This is a genomic window from Stieleria sp. (assembly GCF_041595215.1).
Classification (GTDB): Bacteria; Planctomycetota; Planctomycetia; order Pirellulales; family Pirellulaceae; genus Stieleria; species Stieleria magnilauensis.
In genome coordinates, this window is record NZ_JBFHKV010000108.1 from 1 (window position 1) to 12,858 (window position 12,858).

Genomic DNA, 12,858 nt, shown 5'->3' on the forward strand with positions numbered 1-12,858 from the left:
TCGGGACACGAGACGTAATGATGTTTGCTGCTCCGCAGAAACCCGAACCCGTCGGGCAGGATCTCCAGCGTCCCTTCGCCATACATCAAACCACCGACTTTCATGCGGTGCTTCAAGACGGCAAAGATCAGCTCCTGCTTCGTCATCATCTCAAAGTCGGGGATCGCGTCTTCGCGAGCCATTTCAAACAGTTTCGCGTCCTCCATCTCCTGCAACTGGGCCAGGTTCAGCTGGGGACCGTCGCCGCCGGAGGGAATCCCGACACGTTGTCCGACCTTGGTCGCTTCGCTGACGATTTCTTCGGGCAGCGAGAGCGGATCTCGTTCCGCGTCGAGTTCGCGGATGCGTCGATCGACGACCTTGTCCGGATGTCGTTGTTGGCGTTGCCGGCGGTGACTGGAATAATCACGTGATCCGCCATGACGTTTTGGTCCGCGATCATCAGCGCGGTGTTCGTCGCCCGAAGGCCGATTGGATTGCATAGTCGTGGCGCCCGGGGAGGACGCGTGGGAAGAAGAGGAGTGGAGAGTTTGGCAGCAAACTGCAACGAGGAGGGAGGCAGGAGGAGGTGTCTGAGGGGACCGGTGAAGGAGACACGAAGACTGAGGGTAACGGAAATATGACCGTCGTTGAAAGGGAACCGACGCTTTGCGGGGCCTGAATTAGGAAATCGTCCCGCGGTCGGAGGAACAGTGACGCTCCGGGGGCGCCGATTCGGCGGCCAGGGGAGCATCGGCTGCAGGAATCATTCTAACGAGATCCTGCCACCGTAGACGAAGATTTTGGTGCAAAGCATCTAAGGTCGCGTCATTGCGCATAATCAGATTGCTGAGTCGGCATTTCGTCTCTATCGGCATCTGATTGGCCTCGCGTCGATCCAGTTCGGCCGCGTCCCAGCCCCGTTTTTTGCAGCGATGCAAACGATTCTCACGTGTCGCGTCGACACACCAAATCTGGTCGCAACTACGGTCCCAGCCGGATTCAAACAACAGCGGCGCGTCCAGCAACGCGACCCGTCGACCGCGATCGGCGGCTTCGACAATCCGACGCTGAATCTCCTGGCGGGTCAGCGGGTGCACCAGCGATTCGAGATACGCCAGATTGTCCCGCTTTACTTGATCGTTACCAAAGACCAAATCGGCCAGGGCAGCGCGATCGATCGTTCCGTCGGAATTGAGAATGCTGTCGCCGAATCGTGCCGTCAGCGCCGAGACGACGTCGGGGCGACCGAGACAGTCGCGGGCGATCAGGTCGGCGTTGATCCATTCCGCCCCGAGGGACGCCAAAAATTCGGCCGCCGAAGATTTTCCGCCGGCCGGTGATCCGACCAACCCCAAAATCAACATCGCATCGCTCAACTCGGTTACGGAAGATAAAGCCAAGACGAACAGGCCGGACAATGTGTCAAGAATCCCAAGCGGACGCGATCAACCATCTGCGTCGTCAACGTCTGATTGCACCCGCCACAGGAATCGTCTTCGATCGGTGCCAACGCTTCGTCACCGCGGCCTTCGGTTAAACGTTTGTACTCCGATCGCACCGCGACCGGGACCTCCGCTTCTGCCTTGGCCAGTTCATTGCGGACGTGGTCCAAATCGGCTTGCACCACGACCATCCGGTTCTCCACCTGCTCGACGCGTTTCTTGTGCTCGGCCGTCTTTTCGGCCAACTCACGCTCGGCCACCACGACGGCTTCCTGTAGCTCGTCGATGCGTTCCAGCCCTTCGAAAATCTCGTCACTTTGAACGCTGTTGGCCTGTTCGTCGGCAGCGATCTGCTCCTTCAGAAGATCAAATTCCTTGTTGCTCGACGCCGTATTCAGCTTGGCTTTCAGGTTCTCAATCCGATCCTCTCGCGTCTTCAATTGCAGCTGTTTTTCGTCGCATGCCAGCGTCGCGGCTTTGACCGCCTGCTTGGCCTGGTCGAGCGCATCCTGACTGGCCTGGACCACGCCCTCACCCGCCTTGATCTGTCTCGGCCCCCGTTCGAGCTGCCCCTCCAAGTCGCCAATTTGCAAAAGCAGTGAGTGCAAGCGACGCAACAACGCGCTTTCGAATTGTGTCTTGTTGTCGACGGCCATGAAGATCTAGTTCCCGAGGAGAAGTGTACGCAGCGGGCTCCATGATACCGCCCGATCCCGCTCAGCAGGAACCCGTCGACCGATCCAGGTAACGCAGCATCTCGGATCGCCGAATCGCCCCTTTTCGATTCAACAGCTGCTGCCTGAGGTTTTCGGGAAACACCAAGCGATGGATCCGTTTGGGCTGTTCCCAACGTGGCAGCGTGCGGACGATCGCGTCGATTTCAGGCATCGGAAGCGTCGACTCGGTCGTCTCCACCCAAAACTCGACCGATCGTCGTTCCGCCCCCGCCGAAACGACTGCCGTTCGCACCCCGTTGATCGCCACCAGCCGCTGCTCCAGTCCCATCGGGTCGATCTTGTGCCCATTGGACAAAACGATTCGGTCGTCGCAGCGTCCCAGAATCTGTAACTGACGTGTGGAGGGACATACGCGCACGCGATCACCGGTGTCCAGCCAACCCGCCGCGTCGATGCGGCGGGCCGTCGCGTCAGGATCCTGCCAATAACCGCGCATCAGATGCGGCCCACGCACAAACAGCCGGCCTTCAGCCGGCCTCGCTTCGTTCGGCCCGCCCTCGTCCACCGGTTCCTCTGCCAGGCGATATTCCCAGCCATCGACGAAGCGACCGGCGTGGCCGGGAATCGAATCATCGGGCGTTTGGCTGGCGATCACCGGCCCCGCTTCGGTCAACCCATAACCCTGGATCACCGTCACGCCGCGCTCGCCCCACCGCCAAAACTGATCCTCCGTCATCGCCGCCCCACCGCAGCCGACCAACCGCAGCGACGGCGGAACCGTTCCGCTTTCCAGTACGCGGCCTGCCAAGCTGGGAACCAGGTTGCACAGCGTCGGCTCACGTCGCTCACAAACGCGTTGCCATCCCTCGAACCCGCGGGCGATCGCCAACGTGCATCCGGACAGCAACCAGGTGCCCAGATCGCATGTCCTGGCGTAACCATGAGCGATCGAAAGCACTGTCAGACGCAGATCCGTCTTGGACTGGGGAACCGACCGCAGTTTTGCAGCGGCATTGAGCAACTGACTCGCGTGCGACAACGCAACTCCCTTGGGTTCGCCCGAGGTGCCGCTGGTCCACAACACCAGCGCGTCGTCTGTCGGTGAAACCTGCGGCAGCTCCACGACGACCGATCGAGCGGAGTTTGACCGCGTCGCCTCGTAGCCGCGGCGAACCAGTTCTTGCTTGGCCGCATCGTCCAGCCAATCACAATCGATCTTGCAGCGACAGCTCGCCAAATAGTCGTCTCCGCCGTCCACGTCCACCGGGATCTCGATGATCCCCGCGGCTTGGCAGGCCAACGCGATCACAACGTCGGCCGGTGTATTGCGGACGACGTGCATGAGGGGGGCGCGATGCGAATCGTGCGACCGCAGCAGAGCAGCAACGGCATTCACCCAGCGTCCCAGTTCCGCCCAGGTCACCGAGTCCGTGGCTTGGAACGCATCCGAATGATCCCAAAGCAGCAGCGCCCGCCCCGCGGCAAATTGCTCCGCGTTTCGGTTCAGTGCATCGACGAGGGTGCGGATAGAAGATGGCACCATGCATTCACCGATCGAACGTCGATTTGTTACGGAGAATGTGGTGGTAGTGCTGAGCGAATCGGTGTGATTCATCGCGAACGTATTGCAGCAATCGCAGCGCAAACGAATTCTTGCTCAACCGCAGCGGCTCACTTTCGCCCGGCCGAAAGATCTCCTCGTCGCGTTTGGCGAGCGAGATGACGGTCGGCGGCGTGATGTCTTGATCGCGGAATGCCGCCATCGCCGCGCTCAATTGGCCTTTCCCGCCATCGATCAGCAAGATGTCCGGAAATGCGTCGCTGTCATCGCTGAGCCGGCGAAAGCGTCGTGAGACCACTTCATAGATACTGCGATAGTCATCGATGCCGTCGACGTCGTTGATTTTGAAACGACGGTAGCCCGGTTTAAAGGGCAGCCCGTCGATGAATTGGACCAGGCTGGCGACGGTTTGTCCGCCGCCCAAATGCGCGATGTCGACGCCTTCGATGACCCGGGGTGTTTCGTTCAGCGACAACACCTTGCGGAGACCGGCCAATCCTTTCTTCGGGTCGATATAAAACACCTCCGGCTGGGCGTGCGTGTCCAGTTCGCCGCGTTCTTCCAGTCGCTCTAGCATTTGGATTTCATCGCGAACGATGGCCGCACGCTCGAAATCCAATGCTTTGCTGGCCGCCGTCATCTCGTCCCGCATCTCCTTGATCAATTTGCGTTTCCCGCCCTCGAGAAACGTTTGCAGCCGCTTGATGTCGCGTCGGTACTCGTCTTTGCCGATGCGGAAATTGCAGGGTGCGGTGCACTGATTGATGCTGGCCAACAGACAGGGGCGAAACCATTTCCAACGTTCATCGGACTCCGAGATGTCCAACGAACAGGTGCGAAATTTAAAGATCCGCTGCAGCACTTGGATCGCACCGCGGAGTGCGCCGGCACTGGCAAACGGTCCGTACAGTTTGACGCCCTTCTCTTTCGGTTCCCGCGTGACTTCGACCCGTGGAAATTCCTCACGCGTCGTGATCATCAGATAGGGAAAAGTCTTGTCGTCCTTGAGTTCTTTGTTGTGCTTCGGCTGGATGTCCTTGATCAGCCGCGACTCCATCAACAAGGCATCGACCTCGCTGTCGCAATCCATGTAGTCGATGTCGGCGATCTCCCCGATCCAGCTGGCCGTCCGGGCGTCCTCCGCGGCGGCTTTTAGAAAATAGCTTCCGGCGCGACTGCGCAGGTTTTTGGCTTTGCCGACATAGATCACCCGCCCGGCATCATCCTTCATCAAGTAGACGCCGGGAGACTGGGGAAAGGTTTTGACCTTGGCGGCTGCCTGGTCAAATCCGAGCGGTGAGTCAGCAGAAGAGTCGGTCATCCACGGTTAAAAGTTGTTGAAGACGTGCATCCCAGCACGTGGCGTCAGCCAGTGGCGTGTGACGGAAAAGCCACCGCTCGGCGCGCCGCTCGCTGACGCTTCCCGCTGGGATCACCGGGAATCACGAGCTGCGTGCTCAGCGGCAATCCCGCTTTACTTCTTCGCCAGCGACCAATCCTTGCGTTGACGGCTGCTGGGAATGCCCATGCGTTTTCGGTACTTGGTTACCGTTCGCCGCGCCACCGTCATGCCTTCTTCGGCGAGTTTCTTGACCAGGCTTTCGTCGCTGAGCGGATCGCGTTTGTCTTCGCTGTCGATCAACTCTTGCAGCTTCAACCGGATCGTATCCCACGCGACGTCTTCGCCGTCATCGGTTTGCGTGCCGCCGACGAACAGACGATGCAGTGGAATGATTCCGCGTGGCGTCTGCATCCATTTGTCGTTGACCGCGCGGCTGACCGTGGTCACGTGCACGCCCACTTTCTCGGCGATCTGCTGCATTTTCAGCGGCTCGATCGCTTCGGGGCCTTCGTCAAAGAACTTCTTTTGATGCGCGACGATCGCTTCAGCGACTTTCGTCAACGTGCTTCGTCGTTGCTCGATCGATTCAATCAACCATTGGGCGCTGTTGATTTTGCGTTTGATGTACTCGCGTTCTTCTTCGGTGCACGACTGGTCTTGAAGCCGTCGGCGGTAGTATTCGCTGATGTACAGCGACGGAACACGGTCGTCGTCCAACGTGATCTTGTAATCGCCGTTTTCGTCTTGCTCCAAGATGATGTCGGGCGTCACGTTGGGAACGTAGGTTTCCATGAACGCGGCGCCGGGCTTGGGATTCAAGATCTGCAGTTCGGCCCGGACGGTTTGGATCAGTTCGATGGAATAGCCGGTGGCCTTTTGGATTTGGGGCAATCGGTTGGCGGCCAAATCCTCCAGGTGCGAACTGATCAGTTTTTCCATTTCCTCAAAATGCTCGAACTCCGGACGCAATTGCATCAACAGGCATTCGCTCAAGGAGCGGGCGGCGATGCCGGTCGGTTCGAGCGATTGGACGACCTTCAGCGCCCGCTCGGCGACTTCGTAGTTTTCGGCGGTGTGGTCGCTGGGCAGCAGATCCGCCAACGGCGTCCGCAGGTAACCGCCGTCGCGGGCGTCCAGGGTGCTGATGATCCGCTCGGCGATCCGTTCGACATCGTCATCGATATCCAATTCGGCGAGCTGGTGGAGCAGGAAATCGTTTAGCGATTCGGGGCGCGACTGGGCATTGGCCATCAGGTCGTGTCGCCGATCAGCTTCCTCTTGCATCCTGCCGGACGAACGCCGGAAGGAATCGTCAAACGTGTTGGGCAGCTCCGAGACCATGTTCTGCAATCGCTCGAAGTCGTCCGAGTTGTCGCCGCTGTCTTCAACGACCAACTCCTTCTCATCCTCGCTGCGATTGTCGGCCGAGGGCGGCAGATCGCCGTCTTCGAGACTGCCCGGCTCGCTCTCCTGCTGTTCCAGCAAAGGATTCTCGTTCATCTCCTGTTCGATGCGTTCCTGCAACGCCAGCATCGGCAATTGCAGAATCTCCATCGACTGGATCATCCGTGGGGCCAGTTTTTGAGTCTGAACCATTCGGGCCTGCAGGCCCATCGACATTCGCATTCCGCTCATGAGATCCGCTTTACACGTTTGGACGCTCTTTCACCAACGCAATGACTTTCCTGCGCGAGTGCTCCGGCGACCTTCGGCTCTGCCACATCATACCCTTTTTGACTAGGCGGCGAGCATATCTTGTGCCAAAGCCGGCGATTTTGCGCCTATAATTTTTACCGACCCACCAAGGCATCGGCAATCATTTCCCGATTGGCATATTCCAACACGCTTCCGGCGGTGATTCCACGGGCCAGCCGCGTGATCTGCACCGGAAACTCTGCCAACAAATTACTGATGTACAACGACGTGCCATCGCCTTCGACATTTGGGTTGGTGGCCATGATGACCTCCGAAAAATTCCCGTTTCGCACCCGATCGACGAGCGCATCGATGGTCAATTGGTCCGGACCGATCCCGTCCAGCGGGGCGATCCGGCCGAGCAAGACGTGGTACAGCCCGTTGAAGGCCTGGGACTGCTCCAGACTCATCAGATCACGGGGTTGCTCAACGACACACAACCGGGTGGTGTCACGATCGCCGGAACGACAGATCGCGCAAAGTTCCTCTTCGCACAGATTGAAACACGCCTGGCAATAACGGATGTCGCTGCGGATCCGCCGAATCGCATCGGCCAGCGCGATCGCCTCCGCCTCCGGGACCCGCAACAGATGAAACGCCAGTCGCTCGGCGCTTTTACGCCCCACGCCCGGCAGCCGGCCCAGCTGGTCGACGAGTTCAGAAACAGCACCTGCATGCTTGTCCACTTCGCAGACTCCGTCGCGATTAGCGGCCGATCAGGGAGGTCAACAACCCATCGACCCCGGGGATATCTAAATTCATGTCCGCGACCATGGCCTGGATCGCTTCGGCGTAGGTCTGCTTGGCCGCGGCGCCGGCGGCGTTGGTCGCTTCCAGCACCCCCTGTTCGATCTCCGCCTTGCTCATGCCGTCCTGAGTGATGTTGACCGATTGGACCTGCCCGACGCAGTTGACGATGACGAACACCCTGCCGCAAGACGAATCGCCGCGGACATGTTCGTCCTGCATGCGGGCGTTCAATTCCTGCATCTTTTGCGGCAAATCCTTGAATGCGGCCATCATGGACGCGATGTTGCCGAGATTGCCAAGTCCTTTAAACATGTGATTGCAGAAAACGAGTTCGGAAAGGGATGGAATGGATTTGTTTTTCAACCGAACCACGGCCGTTTGACGTGCCTCGGGGCCGTGCCGGGAACGTGGTGAATTGTAGCGAATCAGGAAAGTCTTCGAAACGACGGCACGCGAGCGGGGTTGCTGTTAAAATACGATTCCCGCCTGTTGCCCCCGATCGCGATCCAAATCACCTATGCCGCGTCTCCGATTCTTCTGTGTGGTCTGCTTGATCACCAGCCTCTGTTGTTCCGAGTCCGTCCAAGCGCAGCAGTGGAACCGATTTCGCGGCCCCGGCGGCCGAGGCGTCGCCGAAGCGGATCTGCCGACGACGTGGAGCGAGACGGAAAATCTGGCGTGGAAAACGGACCTGCCGGGCAAAGGCAGCAGCAGCCCGGTGGTCTGGGACGACCGCGTCTACCTGACCGCCTACACCGGCTATGGGATGGAGTTGGAAAACCCGGGCGATCCGGCAGCGCTGTTGCTGCACGTGATTTGCATCGATCTACATGACGGACACCTCGTCTGGGATTGTCCGATCAAGCCGTCGCCGGACGAACAAGAGATCAGCAAGCGGGTCGGTGAACACGGTTATGCATCCCCGACGCCCTGTGTGGACGACAGCGGAGTCTATGCCTTTTTCGGACCCTCCGGATGCGTCGCGGTCTCGCACCAGGGTGAAGTCCGCTGGCAAAGAAATCTGGGAACCAAGACGGTCGGCTTTGGCGCCGCGGCCAGCCCGATCCTGTTCGGCGACCTGTTGATCCAAAACGCGTCGATCGAATCCGGCACCCTGTACGGTCTGCAGAAACAGACCGGCGAAATCCGCTGGAAGACCGACGGGATTCAAAGCGCGTGGACCACCCCGACGCTGGTCACGCTGCCGGACGGCTCGGTCGAATTGGTCGTCAACCAGAAACTGGCGATCCTGGGCTTTGATCCGCACACCGGCAAACAACTTTGGTCCTGCGATGCGATCCAGGACTACATCGTCCCCTGCGTGATCGAGCACGACGGCCTGCTTTATTGCAGCGGCGGTCGCTCGAACATGACCTTCGTCATCCGTCCCGGCGGACGCGGCGATGTGTCCCAGTCTCACCTGGTCTGGGAACAATCCCGAGGCGCAAACGTGACCAGCCCGATCCTCGTCGACGGTCATTTGTACTGGTCGCATGACAAATCGATCGCGCTGTGCCTGAGAGCCAGCGATGGCGAAGAAATGTATCGCGAACGGATGCCCACGCGGAGTCGGGTTTATGGGTCGATCGTCAGCGATGGCAGCAAGCTGTACCTGACCACGCGAGACGCGGGCGTGTTGGTACTGGCCGCCCAACCCGAGTACAAAGAACTGGCGGTCAACAAACTGGGGACGGAATCCGAACGCTTCAACGCCACCCCCGCAATCGCGTCGGATCGATTATTGTTACGTAGCGATCAACGACTGTATTGCATTTCAAAATAGACGTTTCCATTCCTTTTTCTGTCAATCGAACCACAGTGATTTACCCCAACCCATCCCTTCGCACGCTCGGTTTCCCCGTCGCGTTGTTGTTGCTTCTTAGTCCCGGCGTGCTCATCAGTCCGGCATCGGGCGAGGCGCCGGCCAAAGTCGAACCGTTGCCCGTGGCCGACGCCGTCGCCAGCACCCCGACGGAAATGAAGCCCTACGCCGAGCCGATCGAGCACACGCAGCTGAAAATTGAAATGGTCCCCATCCCGGGCGGCGAATTCGTGATGGGCAGCCCCGATGACGAAGACGATCGTGGCGACGACGAAGGCCCCCAACGCACCGTCAAAGTCTCGCCGTTTTGGATGGGCAAATTCGAAATCACCTGGGAACAGTACGACGTCTGGAACGAAGACGTCGACCAACGGATGCGCAAGATGCTGGCGATCGCTCCCACGCCACGCGACCTAGCCGTCGACGGAGTCTCCAAACCGACCGAGCCGTACACCGACATGAGCTTCGGCATGGGCCGCGAAGACTATCCGGCGATCTGCATGACCCAACACGCCGCACGCACGTATTGCAAATGGCTGTCTGCCAAAACAGGACGCTACTACCGTTTGCCGACCGAAGCCGAATGGGAATACGCCTGCCGCGCGGGCACCAAGACGCCGTACTCGTTCGGCGACAACGTCGACGAACTGGAAGACCACGCCTGGTTCTTTGACAACAGCGACGATACCTACCAACGCGTCGGCCAGAAAAAGCCCAACCCGTGGGGCCTGTACGACATGCACGGCAACGTTTCCGAATGGGTGCTCGACCAGTACACGCCTTACGATTCGATCAAAGAGTCGATGGACCCCCTGGTCGTTCCCAAAACACTTTATCCCCGCGTCGTTCGAGGCGGGGGTTGGGATGACGATCCCGAAGTCTTACGCAGTGCCGCGCGAAAGGCGTCGTCGGACGAATGGAAGGAACAGGATCCGCAAGAACCCAAAAGCATCTGGTACCACACCGATGCCTTGTCGGTCGGCTTTCGCATCGTTCGCCCCTTGGAGGAGCCGACGCCAGAAGCCAAGGCCGCCAAGTGGGACAAGACCGAACCGGAACAAAAAGATCCGGAAGAGTGATCCGCTAACAATCAACGCCCCGATTGGCGCTGAAGTGAGCGTCGTTGGGCGCAAGCCCGATGCAACTATTTTGACACTGCAAGGAGGTAGCGGAACGGCGCGAGCCGTCCGATTCCAACTTGAAAGTACCGTGAAAGACCGGAGGGCTCGCGCCCTACCGCTAACAATCAACACCCCGATTGACGCTGAAGTGAGCGTCATTGGGCGCAAGCCCGATGCCAACGATTTTGACACTGCAAGGAGGTAGCGGAACGGCGCGAGCCGTCCGGTTGCAGCGCGAAAACACCTTGAAAGACCGGAGGGCTCGCGCCCTACCGCTAAGAAATGCTTCACCGCGTTTCGTGTGAAGCTCCGCTTCACAACCTAGCCCCCAGAGGCAGCGTCTCTAAACCCACGTTCCCGGGTCGGCCCTGGGAATCAAACCAACAACTTTTCCGACTCCCCGAAACGAGATTTCTCCGATGACGAACCCCACCCGACGTCAGTTCCTGGCGACCACCAGTGCCGCCGCGGCTGCCACCACCCTTGCCGCCGCACGACCACAAACCGTCCACGCGGCCGAAGACAACATGATTCGCGTCGGGCTGCTCGGCTGCGGCGGACGCGGAACCGGAGCGGCGATCAACGCGTTGACCGTCGACAACGGGCCGATGACCCTGGTCGCAATGGGCGATGTGTCCGAAAACAAAATGAAGAGTTCCTACACGTCGCTGTCGGAAAAGAAAAAGATCGGCACCAAGGTCGACGTGCCCGAAGAGCGACGGTACATCGGCTTCGACGCCTACAAGAAAGTCATGGACACGCTGGAACCCGGCGACGTCGTGATCTTGGCCACCCCGGCGGCGTTCCGCTGGGTGCACTACTCCTACGCCATCGAGCGTGGGTTGAACGTGTTCATGGAAAAACCCGTCACCATCGACGCCCCGACCTCGGTGCGAATGCTGGAAATCAACAAAGCGGCAATCGCAAAGAACCTGAAGGTCGCGGTCGGATTGATGTGCCGCCACTGTGTCGCCCGCCAGGAACTGTTCGATCGGATTCAAAGTGGTGAGATCGGTGACCTGACGATGCTGCGTGCCTACCGCATGGCCGGACCGACCGGGTCGGCCGCGGCGCCGCCGAACACGGGTGACCTGAGCGAATTGATGTACCAGATCAAACACTTCCACGGATTTCTGTGGCTCAGCGGCGGGGCGGTCAGCGATTTCTTGATTCACAACATCGACGAATCCTGCTGGATGAAAAACGCCTGGCCGGTCAAAGCAATTGCCTGCGGCGGACGCCACTATCGCGGCGAAGACGTCGACCAAAACTTTGACGTCTACTCGATCGAATACACGTTCGACGATGGCGCCAAGTTGTTTGTCGATGGACGCACCATGCCGGGTTGCAAACGCGAATTCGCCAGCTTCGCCCACGGCACCAAAGGCTCCGCAGTGATTTCCACCGCGTCACACACTCCGGCCAAAGCCCGAATCTATTCCGGACAATCGTTCGAAAAAGACAACCTGACCTGGGAATTCCCCCAGCCGGAACCGAATCCCTATCAAGTCGAATGGGACGATCTGGTCGCCGCGATTCGCAACGACACCGCGTACAACGAAGTCGAACGCGGCGTGATGGCCAGTGCCGTGACCAGCATGGGACGTATGGCGGCACACACCGGCCAGGAAATCACGTTGGATGAGTTCATGAAACATGACCATGAATTTGCCCCCAACGTCGACCAACTGACGCTCGATTCGGACTCGCCGCTGCAGCTGAACGCTCAAGGCAAGTACAACGTTCCGATGCCCGGACTGGTCAAGAACCGCGAATACCTTTAATCCGCGGCCGGCGGTTGGAAGGCCCGCTCGATCTCTTGATCGTCGAACGCTTCCACCTCGGGTAAGTTTCCAGGGCCTGGCATTTCGCTCGCCGGAAGCGAGGAAACCACCACCGCTTGATCGAGCGGATCCAGGCCGAGCGCGATCTGCATTGCCCCCAACGCGGTGAACCAATCGCGTTGGGCTTCGACCAGCTTGATCTCGGTTTCGTTGGCCTTGGTTTCCAACAGGTTCAAGTAGATCAGGTCGATGTAGCCCTTCTCGAATCCTTTCTGGTAGCGAGCCAACGTGTCCAAGGCGGCGCGCAACGACAATTCACTTTGTTCGACGATCTGCTGAGCGAGCATCAATTGGTTCTGCGCGATCTGCAAATCGGTTGCGATCTTGTCCCGTACCAACCGCAGCTTTTCATTGATTTGAATGATCTTGGCAGAGGTCGATTGAATCTTGCCCCGCGCCTTGCGACGTTGAATGGGCACCTCGCTTTGGAACCCGATCATCAGTTCGAATTCGCCTTTGTCGTCAGATTTCGTCGCCGGTTCCCCCATGTCCTGTGACGCTTCGGTCACAAAGTCGAAGCGTGGCAACAGTTCGTTGCACGCCAGACGGCGATCCCATTGAACCTGACGCAGTTCGTACTGCAGGATTTGTGGTTCGGGGCGACGACCGAGGGCGGCGGCCA

General features: G+C 59.2%; 12 protein-coding genes. 3 read left to right on the forward strand and 9 right to left on the reverse strand.

All coding sequences use genetic code 11. From position 1 onward, the window contains the following. From ABX749_RS06565 to ABX749_RS06600, 8 genes are all read right to left on the reverse strand, one after another. Window positions 1-482 (reverse strand): Rho termination factor N-terminal domain-containing protein (locus ABX749_RS06565; protein WP_372895267.1); only part of this gene is annotated, 482 nt, incomplete at its 3' end. Between the two features lie 180 nt (window positions 483-662). Next, entirely contained in the window at window positions 663-1,382 is a 720-nt protein-coding gene (gene coaE / locus ABX749_RS06570; RefSeq protein ID WP_372895268.1) for a dephospho-CoA kinase, read from the reverse strand. Next, window positions 1,364-2,080: a zinc ribbon domain-containing protein gene (locus tag ABX749_RS06575; RefSeq protein ID WP_145208715.1), complete on the reverse strand. Its 717-nt coding sequence runs from the start codon at window positions 2,078-2,080 to the stop codon at window positions 1,364-1,366. Before ABX749_RS06575 ends, coaE begins: the two co-directional genes overlap by 19 nt. 61 nt (window positions 2,081-2,141) lie before the next feature. Further along, a complete protein-coding gene (locus tag ABX749_RS06580) occupies window positions 2,142-3,644 on the reverse strand; it encodes a class I adenylate-forming enzyme family protein (protein WP_372895269.1) in 1,503 nt (500 codons plus the stop codon). A 4-nt stretch (window positions 3,645-3,648) separates the two neighbouring features. Next, window positions 3,649-4,983: a UvrB/UvrC motif-containing protein gene (locus ABX749_RS06585; RefSeq protein WP_372895270.1), complete on the reverse strand. Its 1,335-nt coding sequence runs from the start codon at window positions 4,981-4,983 to the stop codon at window positions 3,649-3,651. 153 nt (window positions 4,984-5,136) lie between these two features. Then, window positions 5,137-6,630, reverse strand: coding sequence for an RNA polymerase factor sigma-54 (gene rpoN, locus ABX749_RS06590; RefSeq protein ID WP_145222258.1), 1,494 nt, complete (start codon window positions 6,628-6,630; stop codon window positions 5,137-5,139). Window positions 6,631-6,794: 164 nt separating this feature from the next. Next, complete coding sequence (gene recR / locus ABX749_RS06595; RefSeq protein WP_372895271.1) at window positions 6,795-7,385, reverse strand: recombination mediator RecR; 591 nt, start codon at window positions 7,383-7,385, stop codon at window positions 6,795-6,797. Window positions 7,386-7,404: 19 nt separating this feature from the next. After that, window positions 7,405-7,761 carry a YbaB/EbfC family nucleoid-associated protein gene (locus ABX749_RS06600; RefSeq protein WP_145208707.1) on the reverse strand — a complete coding sequence of 119 codons (357 nt, stop codon included), beginning with the start codon at window positions 7,759-7,761 and terminating at the stop codon, window positions 7,405-7,407. 205 nt (window positions 7,762-7,966) lie between these two features. Here ABX749_RS06600 and ABX749_RS06605 point away from each other — a divergent pair, with 205 nt between their 5' ends. The 3 genes from ABX749_RS06605 (at window position 7,967) to ABX749_RS06615 (ending at window position 12,176) form a co-directional block, all read left to right on the forward strand. After that, window positions 7,967-9,232, forward strand: a complete 1,266-nt coding sequence (locus ABX749_RS06605; RefSeq protein WP_372895272.1) for a PQQ-binding-like beta-propeller repeat protein — start codon at window positions 7,967-7,969, stop codon at window positions 9,230-9,232. 35 nt (window positions 9,233-9,267) lie between these two features. Next, a complete protein-coding gene (locus tag ABX749_RS06610; protein WP_372895273.1) occupies window positions 9,268-10,350 on the forward strand; it encodes a formylglycine-generating enzyme family protein in 1,083 nt (360 codons plus the stop codon). A gap of 461 nt (window positions 10,351-10,811) precedes the next feature. After that, complete coding sequence (locus tag ABX749_RS06615) at window positions 10,812-12,176, forward strand: Gfo/Idh/MocA family protein (protein ID WP_372895274.1); 1,365 nt, start codon at window positions 10,812-10,814, stop codon at window positions 12,174-12,176. On the opposite strand, the gene ABX749_RS06620 is transcribed toward ABX749_RS06615, so the two are convergent. Beyond that, on the reverse strand, window positions 12,173-12,858 hold a 686-nt coding region (locus ABX749_RS06620), incomplete at its 5' end, for a TolC family protein (protein WP_372895275.1). The genes ABX749_RS06615 and ABX749_RS06620 overlap by 4 nt on opposite strands.